Source organism: Streptomyces sp. CBMA123 (assembly GCF_014596465.1).
Classification (GTDB): Bacteria; Actinomycetota; Actinomycetes; order Streptomycetales; family Streptomycetaceae; genus Kitasatospora.
The window spans coordinates 1-18,448 of the sequence record NZ_MECK01000094.1 but is presented as its reverse complement, the minus strand read 5'-3'; the positions used below and the strand labels follow the sequence as shown (position 1 = coordinate 18,448).

The following is an 18,448-nucleotide window of genomic DNA, read 5'->3' as shown; positions in this document are numbered from 1 at the left end:
CGGTTGTCGCCGGCGGTGCCGGTGGGGCGGCCTCGGCGGGCCCAACCCGCGGACTGGCCGCGGCGCGGCCGCTCGACGACCGGGTTGGGGATCACGGTGGGGATGCCGGTGGGCACCCGGGCACCGGTGATGCGGGCCAGGTCCTCGTCGCCGGCGCTGACCCTGGTGGTGACGGGGGTGATGGCAGCCGTGGCCATCAGGCGGGCCATCGCGCGGCGCTGGCTGGGCAGCACCAGCGTGACGACGGTGCCGGACTCGCCGGCCCGGGCGGTGCGGCCGCCCCGGTGGAGGTAGTCCTTGTGGTCGGTCGGCGGGGCGAGGTTGACGACGAGGTCGAGCCCGTCGACGTGGATGCCCCGGGCGGCGACGTTGGTCGCGATCAGGGCGGTGACCTGGCCGGTGCGGAACTGCTCCAGGGTGCGGGTGCGCTGGGGCTGGGACTTCCCGCCGTGCAGGGCCGCGGCCTTCACCCCGTTCGCGAGCAGGTCCTCGACCAGGAGGTCCGCGCCGTGCTTGGTTTCGGTGAACATGATCACCCTGCCGTCGCGGGACGCGATGTGGGCGATCGTGGCGTTCTTGTCGACGTTCTGCACCTGCAGCACGTGGTGCTCCATGGTGCTGACCGCTCCGGCGGACGGGTCCACCGAATGGGTGACCGGGTCCTTGAGGAAGCGCCGCACCAGGCGGTCGACGTCGCGGTCCAGAGTGGCGGAGAACAGCATGGTCTGGCCGCCCTCGGCGACCTGGGCGAGCAACTCGGTGACCTGCGGCAGGAAGCCCATGTCGGCCATCTGGTCGGCCTCGTCGAGCACCGTGACGCCGACCTGGTCCAGCCGGCAGTCGCCGCGCTGGATCAGGTCCTTGAGCCGGCCCGGGGTGGCCACCACGACCTCCGCCCCGCGGTTCAGCAGCCATGCCTGGCGGGTGATCGAGGTCCCGCCCACCACGGTCGCCATCCGCAGGCGTACGGCGCGGGCGTAGGGGGTGAGCGCCTCGGTGACCTGCTGGGCGAGTTCGCGGGTGGGGACCAGCACCAGCGCCAGCGGGCGGTTCGGCTCGGCCCGCTGCCCGGCGGTGCGGGCCAGCACGGCGAGCCCGAACGCGAGGGTCTTGCCGGAGCCGGTGCGGCCGCGTCCGAGGACGTCGCGGCCGGCCAGCGAGTTCGGCAGCGTCGCGGCCTGGATCGGGAACGGTGTCGTGACGCCCTGGCGGGTCAGCACCGACAGCAGCGACTTCGGCAGGTCCAGCTCGTCGAAGGCCTCGACCGCGGGCAGCGCCGGGGTGGTGCTCACCGGCATCGCGAACTCGCCCTGAGCCAAGGCGTTCTGACGGCCGCTCAGGCCGGAGGCGCGCCGGCCACCGGCCGGCCGGCCACCGTGGAAGGACCCGCCGGCGGAGCGGGAGCCGGCGTTCTGGTACGGGGAGCGACTGGAGCGGTTCATGCGGGAGACCTTCCTCGGGGCGGCGCGTCACGAGGAAGGCTCCGCGGCGCGGGGCGCCGGGCGGAGACCGCAAGGGAACGGGCCGGAAGTATGACGGTCGGAGCGTGGACGGTGGAACCGTGCGGCACGTCACCTACGGTCAGCGCTCACCGCGGAAGGCGGGAGCGAAGAACCTCGAACCGTGAACTGTCACGGCAGGGCGCCGATCCGGACGCGGCGCTGGGCGTCTCGCGTGGGGATGGCTGCCGGTGGCGGAGCCAGGGGCCTGAACGGCGGGGGGGTGCCGTGGCGGAATAGCCAAGGGGGGCCCGCACCGGGCATGTGCGCGGTACGGGCCCCTCACTGCCAGGCGTGTGCCGTGGCAGAAGTACTACAGCGGGCGAATGTTCTCGGCCTGCGGGCCCTTCTGGCCCTGCGTGACGTCGAACTCGACCTTCTGGCCCTCGAGCAGCTCACGGAAGCCATTGGCGTTGATGTTCGAGTAGTGGGCGAAGACGTCCGGGCCGCCACCCTCCTGCTCGATGAAGCCGAAGCCCTTTTCCGAGTTGAACCACTTGACGGTGCCATTAGCCATAGAAATATCTCCTTCAAGGGACTGTCCGAAGCACGCACTGCGCGAGCCTCGAGTCACCGGAGCGCCCACCGGGGAAGAGCCGGGGAACAAAAAATGCGCCTGCCAAGTATCAGCAGGCGCACACAAAGTTCATGGGAACCACTACTGCAACTGAGTCGACTGTAGCAGGTCACGGCCCGCCGCGACATGATCTGCCGCCCTCGGTTCGGCGGAAGCCTTCCCGGGGGCGGCAGACGCGACATTCCGACCCGGGTCGAACCCGTGTCCACCGGAAAGTCCCGCGCCCGCGTTTCCAGGCGCATACTGGCTGCGATGACGAAATTTTCAGCAGGTCGCCGCCCCCTGCCCACCAGTCCCTTCAAGGCTCGCGCGGAGGCGCCGCGCAAGCACTTCGCCGTCGGAGACCGGGTCACCCACGACAGGTACGGCCTCGGCCGGGTCATCGGCGTCGAAGGTGACGGCGAGGGCGCTGTACTGGTCGACTTCGGCTCGCTGCGGGCACGCATCACCCACCCGTACACCGCGATGTTCAAACTCTGACCCCGGACGCCCCGGACGCCCCGGAGACCCCGGTACCCGGCCGATCGGGCCGCGTGGCTAGCCGTGCCGGCCGTCGGCCAGTGGGGCCAGGGTGCCGGGGTAGAGGTATTCCTTCGACGGCATGGTCGTGCCGTGGGCCCAGGCGTCGAAGAAGCCCTTGAGGTCCTTGCCGGACACCTTCGCGGCCAGGGCCTCGAACTGCGGGAAGGAGGCGTTGCCGTAGGCGTGATCGGCGGTCCAGCGCTGGAGGGTGCCGAAGAAGGCGTCGTCGCCGACGGTGCGCCGCAGGGCGTGCATCATCAGGGAGCCCTTGAAGTAGAGGGCCTGGCTGAGCTCGTTGCCCTGGCCGGGGTCGTACAGCTTGGTGGACCAGTACGCCGGGTTGTTCCTGTTCTCCTCGACACCCCGGGCGTAGAACGCGGTGTCGAGGTTCGATCCCTTGTGCTCCTCCCACAGCTGGTTGGCGTACTGGGCGACGCATTCGGCGATGCAGCCGTCGCGCCAGTCGGTGAACGACACGCTGTCGCCGAACCACTGGTGGGTGTTCTCGTGGACCACCGCGGCGTCCCACAGGTAGTTGGTGTAGGTGGGTCGGCTCTGGGTCTCCAGGTCCGGCGCGCCCGTGCCCGGCTCCTTGGGCCAGCTGCGGACGATGGCGCCGGCGGAGGAGAACGGGTACGGGCCGAACTTCGAGGCCAGGAAGGCGAGGATCTCCGGCTGCTGGGCCTCGGCCGTCTCGTCGATCGGCACGCCCGGGCTGTAGGCCGTGATGACCGGCGTCCCGTCGGGCAGCTCCGAGCGGTGGACGGTGAACCTGTCGATCGCGACCGTGCCGAGGTAGGTCGCCATCGGCTTGTCCTCGCGCCAGCGGAAGGTCGTCGAACCCCCCGCGCTGGTGGTCGGGCCGGGCCGGCCGTTGCCGATGGCCGTCCAGCCGTCGGGGACGGTCGCGGCGAGCGAGAAGGTGGCCTTGTCGGACGGGTGGTCGTTGGACGGGAACCAGGAGGTCGCGGCGTGCGGCTCGCCCATCGCGTTGACGCCGCCGGACACCAGCAGGTGCCAGCCCTCGGGGTCGGGCTTTCCGGCGTACACCACCCGCACCGCGAAGGTGGCGCCGTCGGCCACCCGGCGGGCGGGTTCGATGTCCAGCTTGTGCGCGCCGGAGCGGGAGAACGACTTCACCGGGACGCCGTTCACGGTCACGGAGGCGACCTGGAAGCCCTTGAGGTCCAGGGAGAGGCGGTCCAGCGACCGCAGCGCCCGGGCGGTGACGGTCGTGTCGCCGTTCAGCAGGTCGGGCCGCGCCGGGTCGTAGGCGATCCGGACGTCGTAGTTCGCCACGTCGTAGCCGGCGTTGCCGTCGTCGGGGAAGTACGGGTCGCCGGCCCCGGCTGCTCCCGCGGGGACGGCGGTCAGGGCGACGCCGAGGGCAGTGGCGGCCGCCACCAGGGTGGCGGCCTTGCGGCGGTGGCAGCTCAGCGGTGTGCGCATCTGGGACTCCTGGGGACGGGTGGTCAGGACCGGGCGGTGGCGGGGGCGGTGGCGGCGGGCGTCTTGCCGGCGAACTGCCACACCACGCCGATCAGCGCGTTGGTGCTGGTCACCTGGGTCGCGGGGTCGACGTTGGCGAGGTTGTCGCACGCGTCGTGGAGGCAGTCCGAGACCCCGCTGCTGAAGCCGGACGACGGGATTCCGGCGGCCCCGAACGGCTGGTTGTCGGAGCTGTCCAGCGGGATGTCGAAGGTGGCGAACCCCCTTGCCCCGAACCAGTTCTCGAAGGCCTGGAAGGCCGCGGTCCCACCGTTCTTCGGGTCCTTCACCACGAGGTACTGCTGGACGTTCTTACTGCCCGCCTGGTCGAGGTTGAGGTACAGGTCGATGGCCTTGCGGTCGCCGGCGGACAGGTTCTTGACGTAGTCCGCCGAGCCGACCATCCCCAGCTCCTCCGCCCCCCACCAGGCGAAGCGCAGGTGCCGCTCGGGCGTCAGGCCGGCCCTGGCCACCTGGAGGGCGGTGGCCAGGACGGCCGCCGAGCCGGAGCCGTTGTCGTTGATCCCCGGGCCCATCGGGACGCTGTCCAGATGCGCTCCGGCGAGCAGGACGTGGTGAGGGTCGCCGCCCGGCCAGTCGGCGATCAGGTTGTAGCCGTCCTTGCCGTCATGGGAGAAGCGGTGCAGCTGCGTCCGGAAACCGGCCCGGTCCAGGGCCTGCTTCACGTACGCCACCGACTCCGTGTACCCCCGGGTGCCGTGCGCGCGGTTGCCGCCGTTGCGGTCCGCGATCCGTTGCAGGGCCTGGAGGTGCGGCATCACCTCCGCCGTCGTGACGGTGGGCGCGGCGGCCGGCCCGGCAGTGGCAGCCGCCGCCGTGCCGGCGGGGACGCCGGACAGCAGCAGGGCCGCCCCGAGGGCGCGGGCGGTGAGGGAGACCGGACGGGAGGGCATCACGCGGGAGCCTTTCGGAGGCGGAGCCGGGGCGCTCCCCCGGCGGGTTCCACCCACCCTGGTCCGTCGATGTCAGGAACTTGTCGAGAGGCTGTCGTGATCCGATGGGGTGAACCGGTGAGGTGATCCGACGGGGTGATCCGATCGGGTGAACCGATGGGGTGAACCGGTCCGGCGGGCGACTCCCGCGCCCCGCTGCGCCCCGGCACGTGTGCACCGTGCGCCCCCCACGCCCGCCGCCCGGCCGGAGGTCCTCGGCGGCCGGTGGCGGCGCCCACGGAGCGCCGCCACCGGGTGATCACCCAGGGTGGTTGGCGGGGACCACCGCCGGGACGGGGCCCGGGGCGTCGAGGGCGAGCACGTCGTCGGCGAGGGGCAGCAGGGCCCGGTCGTGGGTGATCAGGATGACCGTGCGACCGGCCATCAGGCGGCGCAGCGGGGCGATGAGCTGTTCGAGGGTGCGCGGGTCCAGTCCGGTGGTGGGTTCGTCCAGGACGAGGACCGGGGTGTCGCGCAGGAAGGCCCGGGCGATGGCGACGCGCTGGGCCTGACCGCCGGAGAGCTGGAAGCCGTCCGCACCGATGACCGTGTCGTAGCCGTCCGGGAGTGCGGTGATGAAGTCATGGGCGCTGGCGTTCCGGGCCGCGTGTTCGATCTCGTCCGGCCGGGCGTCGGGGCGGCCGTAGGCGATGTTGTCGGTGATCGAGGCGTGGAAGAGGGGTGCCTGCTGGGGCAGTAGGGTCACGGCCCGGCGCAGGGAGGCGAGGGTGAGCTCCCGGATGTCCCGGCCGTCGAGACGGACGGTGCCGCTCTCCGGGTCGAGGAAGCGGACCAGCAGTTTGGCGAGCGTGGACTTCCCGCTGCCGCTGGGCCCGACCACGGCGAGCGTCCCGCCGGGACGGAGGTCGAAGTCCAGGCCGGCCAGCGCCGGGGGCCCGGAGCTGCCCGGGTAGGCGGCACGGACACCCTCGTAGGTGATCCGGCCGCGCACCGGCCCGGCGTCCCGGGCGTCGTCGCGTTCCCGCACGGGGCTGGTCAGGTCGTGCAGCTCCAGGACACGTTCGCCGGAGGCGCAGGCGGCGCCGGCCAGCGGGACGAGCCCGGCGAGCTGCTGGGCGGGTTCGAAGAGCTGGGCCATGAAGGCCGCGAACGCGAGCAGGCCGCCGAGGCTCAGGTTGCCGTGGATGACCTCGAAGGCGCCGACGCCCACCACGACCAGCCCGGCGAGCAGTTGCAGCACCCCGATGAAGGGCTGGTAGAGGTCGGCCACCCGGGCGGCGGACAGTTCGGCGGCGAGCAGGGCCCGGCCCTCCCGGTCGACCCGTTCGACCTCGCGGCTCTCCTGGCCGTACGTCCGGGTGACGACGGCGTTGCGCAGCGTCTCCTCCAGCAGGGCGGTGACGCCGCCGGCGCGGCGCTGGACCTGCCGTTCCCGGCGGCGGATGCCCCGGCCGAACAGGCCGGTGGCGAGGATGAACAGGGGTGCGGCCACCAGCGCTGCCAGGGTGAGCGGCCAGCTCAGGTAGAACGCGGCACCGGTGAACAGCAGCAGGCTGACGGCGGCCACCCCGCCCTCGACCAGCCCGGTCGCCACCATCTGCTCGATCGCGGCGATGTCGGTGGTCAGCCGGGCGACGAGGTCGCCGCGCCAGCGGGTCTCCAGGGTGTCGGGTGGCAGGGTGTGCAGGTGGGCCAGGGTGCCGGTGCGCAGCCGGAGCATGTAGCGTTCGGCGGTCCTGGTGCTGGTGTACGTCCCCGCGTAGGTGAGCAGCCCGGCGACGACGGCCGTGCCCAGCATGAGCCCGGCGAGCAGCCAGAAGTCGGCGAAGCGGCGCGGCACGAGGACGTCGTCGATCAGGTCCTTGAACAGCCAGACCGAGACGACCTCGCCGAAGGCGCCGAGGACCAGCAGGACCGCGCTGAACGGGAGCCAGCGCAGGTCCGGGCGGACCCACGGCCAGAAGCGGTGGAAGAGCTCGCGCAGCGGAATGTCGGGCGAGTCCGCCACCGGTCCCTGGTCGGCCGTCGCGTCGTCCCGGCCCCCCGAAGGCGTTGCACCGTGCACTGCGGCACCCCGTTCAGAGTCCGGAGGACAGGATGAAGGGCCGGCGGCGGCGCCGCCGGCCCTCGGGTGGAGCTATGACGGGCTGTTGGATGCAGCCCTCATCGGCCTCACCGTCACCACAGTCCGAACCGCCTACGGCGGTTGAAACGACGGCGGCGGCGACGACGACGTCCCTCGCCATGGCCTCGACGGTCGAAGTAACTCATTGCTGACTTCTTTCTCTCGTCTCACCGGCGACCCGCCCCACGACCGTCGCCGAAGCGATTGGCCGAAAGACGCATACGGCACCGGATCTGCCGTGCCGTGGTCGAATCCGTCCGGTGTGGCCTCTCGGGCAACGCTCCGCGCGGATTCGTTCCACTCCTCCAGTATCCGCCGACCACGACCCGGCGCAGCTCCAGAGCGGCATTGGAGCAGCCGCACCCGCCCTGACCAGCCGAAACGTCGTACGGACTGGTCGGCCGACTGGGCCTATCAGGCGGCGATCGGACCGTCCCGACGGCGCCCTGGAGACGGTTCGCGCAGCGCTGGCCCGGGTTGCCCCGGAGGGGCGAGGAGCGCACGCCGGACGACGGCCTCGCCCGGCGCTCCGAGGCTTTGCGGGAGCGCTACCGCTCGACGTCGGGCGCCGTCCCGCACGGGCGGAGGACCGGCCGCACGTGGCCCGGACCCTCGGCCGACTCCCCACGGAGGAGGCGCTCATGACGCTGCGACAGATCGTCGGCGAACTCCTGCGGGCCGAGCAGGACATGACGGACCGAGCGGAGGACGACTGCGGCCACCGCGGGAACCCCAGGGCCGTACCGAACCCTGGAGAACGCGCGGTGGCCGCGGAGCACGACACGGACCCGCCCCGGCGGAGCGGGATCAGCCGGCCTGCTCCTGCTCGGCCTCCACCTCGGCGTTCCAGTCGCGCTTGGCCGCCCGCCAGGCCTCGTCGCTCTGGCCGAGCCGCCAGTAGCCCGAGACCGACAGCCGCTCGCGCGGGACGCCTCGCTCCACCCGCAGCAGGCGCCGCAGCTCCTTCACGAAGCCCGCCTCACCGTGGACGAACGCGGAGGCCGTGCCGGCCGGGAAGTCCAGCGCGCCCACCGCCTCGACCAGCGCCTCGCCCACCGGGCGCCTGCCGCGGTGCAGCCAGCTGATCTCGGCCCCGGCCGGCGAAATGATCTTCTGCTCCTCCGCGGCGTCCGCGACCTCGACGAAGGCGAGCACCACGGCGTCGGCCGGCATCCGCTCCAGCGCCGCGGCGATCGCGGGCAGCGCGCTCTCGTCGCCCGCCAGCAGGTGCCAGTCGGCGCTCGGATCGGGGGCGTAGCCGCCGCCGGGGCCGAGGAAGCGCACCGTCTCGCCAGGCTGGGCGCGGGCCGCCCACGGGCCGGCCAGGCCCTCGTCGCCGTGCACCACGAAGTCGACGGTCAGCTCGCGCGGCACCGGATCCCAGGCCCGCACGGTGTACGTCCGGGTGACCGGCCGCTGCTCGGGCGGGAACTCCTCACGGATCCGCGCCAGATCGAAGGGCTCCGGGTAGCTCACGCCCTCGGGCGTGAAGAGCACCTTGATGTAGTGGTCGGTGAACTCGGCGGCGTCGAAGTCCGCCAGCCCCGCACCGCCGAGGACCAGTCGCACCATGTGCGGCGTGATCCGCTCGGTGCGCAGCACCCGTGCTTCACGGGCCCGCGGTGTGCGGCGGGTCGGTTGGTCTGTCATGGTGCCCCCCTGGGCTGTGTGGTCGCGCATCCTGCTTAGGCCAGCCTAAGCTAACACTCCCGAGGAAGCATGCGGCTCTGGGCCGTCGTCCGGGGCGGCCGACCGGCGGCCGGCCGGGCTCAGGACCCGGTGGCCAGCCAGACGGCCACGGCAGCGGCGGTGACCAGACCGGCGTTCAGGCCGATCCGGCGGTCTCCACCGGTCAGGTGGACGACGATCGCCCCGCCCTGCAGCAGGACGAAGCCGATCGCCGCGGCCGGCGCCAGCGCGGGCGCGATGCCGGTCAGCGGCGGCAGGACCAGGCCTGCCGCGCCGAGCACCTCCACCACCCCCAGCGTCCTGAGGGCGGCGAGCGGCACCCGGTCCACCCAAGCCATCATCGGCCGGAGCCGATCGGGGCCGCGGACCGTCTTCAGCGTGCCCGCGTAGCCGTAGAAGAGCGCCAGCGGGCCCGCGACCGTCCAGTAGGCGATGCTCATTCGGTGTCCGGGGCGGCCGTGGTCGCGGGCGCGGCGGCCGGCACGGTCGCGTAGCGGCTCATCGTCTCGATGTTCGCCCGGGGTGTCAGCGGGCGGCCGGCGGCGAGCACCTGCGCGAGGTCCCGGAAGTACTGCACGTACAGGTCGGGGGTGAACGTGCTGAGCAGGACGGCGGGTCGGTCGGTCCGGTTGGCGAAGGTGTGCGGGGCGCCGGGCGGGACGAGCACGAACGTGCCCGCCACGGCGTCGTGGTCCTGCTCCCCGACGGTGAAGCGCACGGTGCCGGAGAGGACGTAGAAGCCCTCGTCGTGCTGGGCGTGGCGGTGCTGTGGCGGCCCCTCGGTGTGCGGGGCGAGCACGGACTCGGCGATCGCGAGGCGGTGCCCGGTGTGGCTGCCGTCCTCCAGGACGCGCATCCGCGTGGGGCCCAGCACGATCGTCTCGCCCTCGCCGGGGCGCACCAGGACGACGGCGGGGTCGGCGGTGCGCGCGGGGTCGGCTTCGGTGCCGGCTTCGGTGGTGGCTGCGGTGCCGGTTGCGGTGTCTTCGGTCATGCCCACCACTCCACCGCCGGGGCCCGCCGGCTGTCCAAGACCAGTCCCGCAGCACCGATACCGGATGGGTATCGTGACAGCGTGGACTTGCAGAGCCTGCGCTATTTCGTCGCCGTCGCCGAGGAACTCCACTTCGGCCGGGCGGCCCACCGGCTGCACATGACCCAGCCACCGCTGAGCCGGGCGATCCAGCGGCTGGAGACCGAGGTCGGGGCCCTGCTGTTCACCCGCTCCCCCGCCGGCGTCGCACTCACCCCCGTCGGCGCGGTGCTGCTCGACGAGGCACGGGGGCTGCTCGAACACGCCGACCGGCTCCGGGCCCGGGTGGGCGCGGCGGCCGGCGTCGCGACCGTCACCGTCGGCATCCTGGGCGACGGCACCGACCCCGGGGTCTCCGGCCTGGCCGCCGCCTACCGCCGACGCCACCCCGGCATCGACATCCGCGTCCGCGACACCGACCTGACCGACCCGACGTGCGGGCTGCGCGCCGGACTGGTCGACGTCGCCCTGACCCGGGCGCCGTTCGACCGGACCGCCCTGACGGTCCGTACCCTCCGGGCCGACCCGGTCGGCGCGGTCCTGCGCGCCGACGATCCGCTGGCCGGCCGCGACGGGCTGCGGCTCGCCGAACTGGACGGCCGCCGCTGGTTCCGGTTCCCACCGGGCACCGACCCCGCCTGGCAGTCCTACTGGCACGGCGGCAGCCCGCGCGAGGGACCGGTGGTGCGGGCCGTCCAGGAATGCCTGCAGGCCGTGCTGTGGAACGGCACCGTCGGCCTGATGCCGCTCGGACACGACCTGCCCGCGCAACTCGCCGTGGTGCCGCTGGCCGACATGGCGCCGAGCCGGGTGGTGGTGGCGTGGAACGAGGGCGACACCAACCCGCTGATCCGCTCCCTGGTCGAGATCGCGACGGCCGTCTACCGCCGCTGAGCACCGGCCGCCGCTGGGCGCGACCTGCGGGCCCCGGCCGGGCCCTCAGCCCTCCCGCAGGTCGCGGGCCAGGCGGCTGACGGCCTGGGCGAAGGCGAGGCCGTCGCCGTCGTCGTGGAAGTCCGGGATGTAGTACTCGCGGATGGTGCGGGCCACGTCGTAGCCCGCATCGGCGTCGAAGAGTTCCCAGCCCAGCAGCCGCTCGTGGGCGACGATGCGGATCGGGAAGAGCTTTCGGGTGCCGCTCTGCCGCTCCGCCCGTACGGCCCGGCCGATCTCGGTGGCCACCCAGTTGCTGGCCATGCTGGCCTCGGACAGCACGAGGATCATCCGCCCCCGCCGCTGGATCTCCTCGGTGATCTGCTCCAGGATCGTCCGGCCGCCGCGGATGTCGTGCGGGGCGAACCAGGTGTCCACGCCGTTGGCTTCCAGATGGCTGCGCAGCTTGGCGGCGAAGGACTCGTCGCCCGAGCTGTAGCTGATGAAGACGCTGGGGCGGGCCGGCTCTCGGGCGCTGCGTGCGGCGTCGCGGTACGCGCGTACGGCGTCCGGGTCGGCACCGGCCCGGACGAAGAACCGCTCCAGGCCGGCGAGGTCGCGGGTCAGCTCCTCGACGGCCCGGTCGTCCGGCAGCTGCTCGCGGGCGACGTCCAGAACCCGGCCGTTCAGGATGAAGGAGGCGGCGATGGTGCGCTCGTCGATCTGGCACAGCCCGTTGACGACCACCGGGTCCAGCGTGGTGGCCACGAACTCGGCACCGGCGAAGACGTTGAACCCGAAGTGGGCGTCGGCGAAGACGGCGCCGTTGAAGGTGATCTCGTCGAAGACCGCCTGGACGAAGAACGCCTCGCGGTAGTTGCCGCCGAACGTCCCGCCGCGGAAGGTGGCCTTGAAGAAGTCGGCGGCACGGAAGGCCGCCTGTGCGAGGTCGCAGTGCAGGAACCGGGCCTGGACGAAGCTGGCCTGGATGGCGTTGACGCGGCGCAGGCGGCAGCCCCGGAACTCGCAGCGGTCGAAGGTGCCCATCGCGAGGACGCAGTCGTCGAACTCGCAGTCGACGAAGACGGCGTCACTGAGGTCCTCCCGGCCGAGCCGCAGCCCGGTGAACGTCCGACCGCCGAACTCGCGGACACCGGCAGCGTATTCGGCGAGCAGCGCCCTGGTGACCTGCTCGCCGTTCGGGGCGGCGGCTCCGGGGTCGGTGTCGCGGGCGGCGTCGGTCATGGGCAGCCCCCGGGTTCCTGCGAGCACGGCACGGACACTTCGAACATAGCACCAGGACACGGGAGTTGGGTTCGGTTCCGGGTGGGCCGGACCGGAGGTCGGCGGTGGCGACGCCTTGCCCGACGGTCGACGAGCCGCGGCGGGGACGCCAGGGTTCTCCCCCGAACGAGAACACCACGTCACCGTCGTCCTCGACCGGCCGGACCCAGGAGACTGGCACACCCCCTACCGCGTGAAGGAGTCGTGATGCAGGTAGCCGTGATCACCGGGGCGGGCACCGGTCGACGCGGCGTGAGAGGCTCGTGCCATGGAACAGCGTGTACTCGGCCGCACCGGCCGTCCCGTCTCGATCGTCGGACTCGGCACCTGGCAGCTCGGCGCCGACTGGGGAGACGTCCGGGAGGAGGACGCCCTGGCCGTGCTGGACGCCTCCGTGGAGGCGGGTGTCACGCTCTTCGACACCGCCGACGTCTACGGCGACGGCCGCAGCGAGCGGCTGATCGGCCGTTTCCTGAAGGAGCGCCCGGACGCGGAGGTGTTCGTCGCCACCAAGTTCGGCCGCCGGGTCGAGCAGCGCCCCGAGCACTACCACCTCGCCAACTTCCGCGCCTGGGCGGACCGTTCACGCGCGAACCTGGGCGTGGAGCGGCTGGACCTGGTGCAGCTGCACTGCCCGCCGACGCCCGTCTACTCCTCGGACGAGGTGTTCGACGCCCTGGACACCCTGGTGGCGGAGGAGCGGATCGCCGGCTACGGGGTGAGCGTCGAGACCTGCGCGGAGGCACTGACCGCGATCGCGCGCCCGGGCGTCGCGAGCGTGCAGATCATCCTGAACGCGTTCCGGCTCAAGCCGCTGGAGCGGGTGCTGCCCGCCGCCGAGGCGGCCGGGGTCGCGATCCTGGCGCGGGTGCCGCTCGCCTCGGGGCTGCTCTCGGGCCGCTACAGCGAGCGGACCGTCTTCGCCCCGGACGACCACCGCACCTACAACCGCCACGGCGAGGCCTTCGACCAGGGCGAGACCTTCTCCGGCGTGGACTTCGCGACGGGCGTCGAGGCGGCGGCGGAGTTCGCCGCGCTGGCACCCGAGGGCGCGACAGCCGCGCAGACGGCGCTTCGCTGGATCATCCAGCAGCCGGGGGTGACGACGGTGATCCCCGGGGCCCGCAATGTCGCGCAGGCGCGGGCGAACGCGGCCGCCGCCGCGCTGGCACCGCTGCCGCCGGCCACGCTCGACGCCGTCCGGGACCTGTACGACCGCCGCATCCGGCCGCAGGTGCACGACCGCTGGTAGCCGGGGCCCGGCCGCATCGCATCGGCGCGGGCCGAGGCGGCGGGCCGAGGCGGCGGGCCGGGGCGGCGGGCGGCGAAGGCCCGGTGGCCGACTCGGGCGGTCAGGACCCGGCCGGCGGTGGGGTGAGCCCGGCCGGTTCGGCGAACGTCTGCTCCCGGCGGGAGGTCCGTGCTCGACCGGGGCACGGACCGGCCGGCCCTGGTGCCGTTCAGGGGGCACCAGGGCCGGCCGGACGGGACGGGTGATCGAGGTGGTCACCCCCGGTGGGGCGTCACTGCCAGACGCGGTAGACCGCGTCCCGTGCTTGGCCGAGGTACTGCTGGTAGGTGCCCAGGTGCCAGGCCGCCCAGGACGCCCAGCCCCGGCCGGTGCCGTCGTTGTCGATCTTCCAGGCCTTGCGGGCCGACCAGCCCATGTCCTGCCAGTTCTCGGCGGTGACGACCCCGGAGTCGTGGTAGTGGACGTCGGGGTACCAGCGCTCGTTGATCTGCCAGGCACCGAGGTCCTTGGTGCCCGGGTCGGGGTCGGTGGGGAGGTTGGTGTGGACGGCCAGGCGGTCGCAGCCGGACTCGGCCATGGCGATCGCGACGGCGTAGATCGCGTCGTCGTTGCGGCCCTCGCCGGACTTGTCCTTCGCGAAGCCCGCCAGCTGGGCCTCCCGGGCGCAGGCGTCGATGCCGCTCTGATCGCCGGCGGCATGGGCGGTGAAGGTGGTCGAGGTGAGGGTGAGCGCCAGAGCGACGGCTGAACCGGTCAGCAAGGCACGAGTCTTGCGCAGCACGAGAGTTCTCCCTTCGGCGGCGGCCCGGGGGTCGGGCCGGGTACGGGGAAGGACGCTATGCGGCACCGGTAGACAGGCGATCAACACGAAGGAGGGTGGGTCCTGACCGGGACGACGGGTGGCGCGACCCGCCGCCCGACGGCGTGCCGAGCCGCGGGGCGGCACCCGCCGAACGCCCCCACCCACAGCCTTGCGCCCGGCACCCTCGGCTCCATATGCTCGGATCCAAGTAATCGACACCTGGTAATCAACCGAGTCGACGCACTGGAGCCTCATGACCACCCGTCAACCCCCCGCCGCCGCCCAGCACTCGCCGAAACGCCCGGCCAACACCCTCGCCCTCGCCGTCCTCGGGCTGCTGCTGGAACAGCCGATGCACCCCCACGCCCTGGCCGGCACACTGCGCGAGCGCGGCATGGAGCGCGCGTTCAAACTGACGACCGGCTCGCTCTACGACACCGTCCGCGCGCTCACCCGGGACGGCTGGATCGAGGCGGACGGCACCGAGCAGGTCGGCAACCGCCCGGCCCGCACCGTCTACCGCCACACCCCCGCCGGGCGGGACGGCTTCACCGACTGGCTCGACGAGCTGATCCGGGAGCCCTCCCCCGAGTACCCGCGCTTCCTCTCCGCCGTCGGCTACCTCGGCGCGCTGGGCCCCGCCCGCGCGGCGGAGGCGCTGCGCGAGCGGGCCGCCGCGCTGCGGGAGCGGATCACGCGGGACGCCGAGGCCTACCGCGTGGCCCGCGAGGAGCACGACGCGCCGCGCCTGTTCGTCATCGAGGCCGAGTACGCCGCCGCCATGGCGCAGTCCGAGCTGGCCTGGGTCGAGCGCACCGCCGACGAGATCGAGCACGGAACACTGACCTGGCCGGGACTCGGCCGGACGGGGGCGGACGATGACTGACGACGCGACGCAGGACGAGACCGTCGACGTTCTGGTGGTCGGCGCCGGGCCCGCCGGGCTGGCACTCGGCGGGGAGCTGGGGCGCGCCGGGGTGCGGGCGCTGGTTCTGGAGCGGGAGCCCGAACCGCCCGGCTACTGCCGCGGGTTCAACCTCAACGCCCGGAGTCTGGAGCTGTTCGACCGCCGGGGCCTGGCCGCCCGCTTCCTCACCGAGGGACCGACCGTGCCGACGACCATGTTCGTCGGTGCGTCCCGGCTCGACCTCACGGCCATGCGCGCGAAACACCGCTACATCCTGGGCATCCCCCAGACCCGGGTCGAGGAACTGCTCGCCGAGTGGGCCGTGGGATCGGGTGCGCGCCTGGTCCGCGGCCGACGCCTCACCGGGCTGTGGCAGGACGGTGACGGCGTGACGGCCGAGGTCGAGGGCCCGGACGGCCCGTCGACCCTGCGCTGCCGGTGGCTGGTCGGCTGCGACGGGGGCCGCAGCACGGTGCGCAAGGCGGCCGGGATCGGCTTCCCCGGGACGCCGGCCCGGAACTTCACCCTGCTCGGGGACGTGGTGCTCGCCGACCCGTCAGCCGTCCCGTACGGCCCCAACACCGGGCCCGACGGCCGCTCGGTGTTCGCGATCCCGCGCCCCGGCTACGTCCGTCTCCTCACCGCCGACCCCGCACCGCCCGCGGACCCGCACGAGCCCGTGTCGCTCGACTCCTTCCAGCGCGCGATCGAAGCCGCGCTGGGGCACCGGGCCGAGATCGCCGAGGCCCGGTGGCTGACCCGGTTCGGGGACGCGGCGCGGCTCGCCGAGCGGTTCCGGGCGGGCCGGATCCTGCTCGCCGGGGACGCCGCGCACATCCACCCCCCGGCCGGTGCCATCGGCGTCAACGCGGCGATCGACGACGCCGTCAACCTGGGCTGGAAACTCGCCCTGGTGGCACGCGGGCAGGCGGCGGACACCCTGCTCGACACCTACCACGACGAACGCCACGCGGCCGGCACCCGACTGCTCCGCAACACCCGCGCCCAGGCGGTGCTCGCCCAGGCCGACGGGGACGACGACCGTCTGGCGCCGGTCCGTGAACTCCTCGCGGAACTGGCCGAATCCGAGGCCACCGCCGGCCCGGTGGCCGAGGAGATCACCGGTGTCGCCACCCGCTACCCCGCCTCCGGCGCCCCCGGACACCCCTGGGCCGGACGGATGGTGCCGGACCTCCCCCTGGGCCCGGCCGGTGCGGACGGCCTCACGGCGCTGCTGGCCCGCACACCCGGCGGCGCCCTGCTCCTCGACGGCACACCGCAGGCTCACCCCCTCTCCGCCGCCGCCCACCCCTGGACGGACCGCGTCACCACCGCCCACACCCACCCGCAGGCCCTGCACGGCGCCCACGCGGTCCTCGTCCGCCCGGACGGACACGCGGCCTGGATCGGCACACCGTCCGCACCCGTCGAGATGGCGGCGCAGGAACTGCGGGAGAGCCTCGCGCACTGGTTCGGCCCCCCGGCGGCAACCGCCTGACATCAGCCGCCCTCCCCGCCTGCTACCCCGCCTGCTACGCCTACGCCGCCGGCCACCTGCCCGAACCACCGGCAGGATCCGGTGCCCCAGGTCCGGACGGCCCCTTGGGCTGGGACAAGCCCGGCACCGCGCCCCCACCGTCGGTCGGCCGGCGGTCGGGGCCTCAGCCGGCGGACGGGCGGTCGTCGTGCGGCTGTTGGTCCGGCGGGGCCTGGGGTGGGGTGCGCTCCGGGCGCAGGGCGAGGGCCACACCGACGGCGGCCGCGGTCAGGCCCAGTACGGCGAGTGGGCGGGACCACTCGCCCGCCGCGGTAGGGGCGAAGGCCGGGGGCAGGACCAGCAGTGCGGCGGTGAGGGCGGCGGCCGCGGTGGCGGGGCGGATGGTCGGGCGGTGGGGGCCGAGCGCGTCGAGCACCAGGAGGTAGCCGGCGAGCAGGACGGTCACCGCGAGCGCCCGCCACCAGGACGGGTCGCCGAGGGCGGCGAGCGGGACGGCTCCGGCGGCGAGGAGGGTGGTACGGGTGGCGGCCAGGCGCGCGAGCCGCCTCGTCGGGGTCGGGCCGTCCGGTGCGGGGACGGCAGCCCACAGGGCGACGGCGGCGATCGGCAGGAGGCAGACGGGCCCCAACCGGTCGGTGAGCGTGCCGGTTCCGGTGCCCGCGGCGGCAAGGGCCAGGACGGTACCGGTGGCGCGCAGGGCGGCGCGTTGGAGGCCCGGGGAGAGGGCGGTGCTGCGGGCCGACCGCCCCGGCTTCGCGGCGCGCCTCGGACCGGCCGAAGCGCTCGGAGCAGTCGTCGAGGGGAGGGTCATCGGCCGGCCCCCACGATGCGGCGGCGCAGCAGGGGTCCGAGGGCCAGGTCCAGGGCTTCGCCGGGGGTGTGGCCGACCACCGGGATGCCCCGACCGCGCAGGGTGGCGCGCATCGCCTCGCGTTCGGCGCGCCACAGGCGCAGCGCGAGGGCGTCGGTCTCGTCGTCGGGCCGGGCCGCCGGTTCTCCGGCCGGGATCTCCACGACGACGAGGGGGTTGCCGCGTTCGCGGATCCGGCCGAGGACGTCGAGGATGCGTTGGTCGGCGAGGGGGGTGAAGGCGTAGACGAGGGCGTGGCCGGGCAGGGCCGCGAGCGGCAGGGGTGGGAGGGGGCCGCGTCGGGGGCGGTCCTGGCGGGCCTCCAGCACGCTCTCCACGATGCGGTAGAACTGCCGGTCCCCGCCGGCGGCGGTGAGCTGGCGCAGCTGCCCGCCGACCGCGACGAGGCCGATCCGGTCGTGTCGGCGCAGGTAGGCGCGGGTCAGGCCGGTGGCGGCACGCAGGGTTTCGTCCAGGCTGCGCCGTCCGGTGGCGGTGTCGAGGTAGTCGGCGAGGGTGTCGAGCAGGACGACCGCGTCGACGGCGCGTTCGGCGGCGAACTGGTTGATCTGGACGGCGTCGCGGCGGGTCGTGGACGGCCAGTGGATCCGGCGTTGCCGTTCGCCGGGCACGTGCGGGCGGACGCCGACGACCTCGACGCCGGTGCCCTCGTGGGCGGTGGTGTGTTCGCCGATCCGTTCGGGCAGGCGGACCGGGATCGGGGTGAGGCGGGCGGCGTCGGGGACGGGGAAGACGTCGACGGTGCCGAGGTCGGTACGGACGGTGCGGCGGGTCAGGCCCCGGGCGTCGGGCACGTCGACGTCGACGACGCCGAGGTGGCGACGGCCCCAGCTGTCGGCGTGGAGGACGAGGTCGACACCGGTCGGGGTGACGGTCAGGGCGTCCAGGGCGAGGCCGGGGCCGAGCGACACGGTGGGTTCGGGCACGCCGATCCGGCCGTCGTGATCCACGGTGACGTGCACGGTGACGGGCTCGCCCTCGAAGCAGCGCTGTGGTCGGGCGGTGCTCCGGGCGGACAGCCGCGTGGGGCGGCCGGCGCCGGGCGCGGCGAGCGCGAGCAGCACGGCGGCGAAGGCGGCCGGGGCGAGCAGCCAGGCGTGGCCGGTGAGCAGGG

The 18,448-nt window shown here is 73.7% G+C and carries 18 protein-coding genes, 1 tRNA gene and 1 pseudogene; 7 read left to right on the top strand and 13 right to left on the bottom strand.

Going from position 1 to position 18,448, the window contains the following annotated elements:
* Positions 1-1,442: DEAD/DEAH box helicase (locus BG452_RS13640; RefSeq protein WP_188304536.1), on the bottom strand; the 1,442-nt coding region annotated here is incomplete at its 3' end.
* Between the two features lie 370 nt (positions 1,443-1,812).
* On the bottom strand, positions 1,813-2,016 hold the full coding sequence (locus BG452_RS13635; protein WP_045694210.1) for a cold-shock protein: 204 nt from the start codon (positions 2,014-2,016) through the stop codon (positions 1,813-1,815).
* Between the two features lie 312 nt (positions 2,017-2,328).
* Between BG452_RS13635 and BG452_RS13630 the strand changes: the two genes are divergently transcribed.
* On the top strand, positions 2,329-2,556 hold the full coding sequence (locus tag BG452_RS13630; RefSeq protein ID WP_188304535.1) for a hypothetical protein: 228 nt from the start codon (positions 2,329-2,331) through the stop codon (positions 2,554-2,556).
* A gap of 57 nt (positions 2,557-2,613) precedes the next feature.
* On the opposite strand, the gene BG452_RS13625 is transcribed toward BG452_RS13630, so the two are convergent.
* Entirely contained in the window at positions 2,614-2,856 is a 243-nt protein-coding gene (locus BG452_RS13625; RefSeq protein ID WP_188304538.1) for a hypothetical protein, read from the bottom strand.
* Between the two features lie 48 nt (positions 2,857-2,904).
* Here BG452_RS13625 and BG452_RS13620 point away from each other — a divergent pair.
* Positions 2,905-3,009: transfer RNA gene (locus BG452_RS13620), tRNA-OTHER, on the top strand.
* Between the two features lie 169 nt (positions 3,010-3,178).
* The gene (locus BG452_RS13615) at positions 3,179-3,319 is read left to right on the top strand and encodes a hypothetical protein (protein ID WP_188304534.1); all 141 of its coding nucleotides are present in this window, start codon (positions 3,179-3,181) and stop codon (positions 3,317-3,319) included.
* 83 nt (positions 3,320-3,402) lie between these two features.
* Here the strand turns inward: BG452_RS13615 and BG452_RS48075 are convergent.
* From BG452_RS48075 to BG452_RS13585, 6 genes and pseudogenes are all read right to left on the bottom strand, one after another.
* A pseudogene (locus tag BG452_RS48075) lies at positions 3,403-4,047 on the bottom strand (M1 family peptidase); the annotation flags it as partial.
* Positions 4,048-4,070: 23 nt separating this feature from the next.
* The gene (locus BG452_RS13605) at positions 4,071-5,000 is read right to left on the bottom strand and encodes a M20/M25/M40 family metallo-hydrolase (RefSeq protein WP_188304533.1); all 930 of its coding nucleotides are present in this window, start codon (positions 4,998-5,000) and stop codon (positions 4,071-4,073) included.
* Between the two features lie 298 nt (positions 5,001-5,298).
* On the bottom strand, positions 5,299-7,008 hold the full coding sequence (locus BG452_RS13600; protein ID WP_188304532.1) for an ABC transporter ATP-binding protein: 1,710 nt from the start codon (positions 7,006-7,008) through the stop codon (positions 5,299-5,301).
* A 924-nt stretch (positions 7,009-7,932) separates the two neighbouring features.
* On the bottom strand, positions 7,933-8,775 hold the full coding sequence (locus tag BG452_RS13595; protein WP_188304531.1) for a siderophore-interacting protein: 843 nt from the start codon (positions 8,773-8,775) through the stop codon (positions 7,933-7,935).
* A gap of 119 nt (positions 8,776-8,894) precedes the next feature.
* Positions 8,895-9,254, bottom strand: coding sequence for a DoxX family protein (locus tag BG452_RS13590; RefSeq protein WP_188304530.1), 360 nt, complete (start codon positions 9,252-9,254; stop codon positions 8,895-8,897).
* Positions 9,251-9,808: a cupin domain-containing protein gene (locus BG452_RS13585; protein WP_188304529.1), complete on the bottom strand. Its 558-nt coding sequence runs from the start codon at positions 9,806-9,808 to the stop codon at positions 9,251-9,253. Before BG452_RS13585 ends, BG452_RS13590 begins: the two co-directional genes overlap by 4 nt.
* Positions 9,809-9,889: 81 nt before the next feature.
* Between BG452_RS13585 and BG452_RS13580 the strand changes: the two genes are divergently transcribed.
* On the top strand, positions 9,890-10,741 hold the full coding sequence (locus BG452_RS13580; RefSeq protein ID WP_317621025.1) for a LysR family transcriptional regulator: 852 nt from the start codon (positions 9,890-9,892) through the stop codon (positions 10,739-10,741).
* Positions 10,742-10,786: 45 nt separating this feature from the next.
* Here BG452_RS13580 and BG452_RS13575 read toward each other — a convergent pair whose 3' ends face one another.
* Complete coding sequence (locus BG452_RS13575) at positions 10,787-11,965, bottom strand: toll/interleukin-1 receptor domain-containing protein (RefSeq protein ID WP_188304528.1); 1,179 nt, start codon at positions 11,963-11,965, stop codon at positions 10,787-10,789.
* Positions 11,966-12,272: 307 nt separating this feature from the next.
* Between BG452_RS13575 and BG452_RS13570 the strand changes: the two genes are divergently transcribed.
* On the top strand, positions 12,273-13,256 hold the full coding sequence (locus tag BG452_RS13570) for an aldo/keto reductase (RefSeq protein ID WP_188304527.1): 984 nt from the start codon (positions 12,273-12,275) through the stop codon (positions 13,254-13,256).
* 271 nt (positions 13,257-13,527) lie between these two features.
* Here BG452_RS13570 and BG452_RS13565 read toward each other — a convergent pair whose 3' ends face one another.
* A complete protein-coding gene (locus tag BG452_RS13565) occupies positions 13,528-14,037 on the bottom strand; it encodes a hypothetical protein (protein WP_188304526.1) in 510 nt (169 codons plus the stop codon).
* Positions 14,038-14,311: 274 nt separating this feature from the next.
* Between BG452_RS13565 and BG452_RS13560 the strand changes: the two genes are divergently transcribed.
* Together BG452_RS13560 and BG452_RS13555 are read left to right on the top strand one after the other, a co-directional pair.
* Positions 14,312-14,944 (top strand): PadR family transcriptional regulator, encoded by a 633-nt coding sequence (locus BG452_RS13560; protein ID WP_188304525.1) that lies wholly within the window; start codon positions 14,312-14,314, stop codon positions 14,942-14,944.
* On the top strand, positions 14,937-16,463 hold the full coding sequence (locus BG452_RS13555) for an FAD-dependent monooxygenase (RefSeq protein ID WP_188304524.1): 1,527 nt from the start codon (positions 14,937-14,939) through the stop codon (positions 16,461-16,463). The genes BG452_RS13560 and BG452_RS13555 overlap by 8 nt, the downstream gene beginning before the upstream one ends.
* Positions 16,464-16,626: 163 nt before the next feature.
* On the opposite strand, the gene BG452_RS13550 is transcribed toward BG452_RS13555, so the two are convergent.
* A complete protein-coding gene (locus BG452_RS13550; RefSeq protein ID WP_188304523.1) occupies positions 16,627-17,274 on the bottom strand; it encodes a hypothetical protein in 648 nt (215 codons plus the stop codon).
* On the bottom strand, positions 17,271-18,448 hold a 1,178-nt coding region (locus tag BG452_RS13545), incomplete at its 5' end, for a DUF58 domain-containing protein (protein WP_188304522.1). The genes BG452_RS13550 and BG452_RS13545, both read right to left, overlap by 4 nt.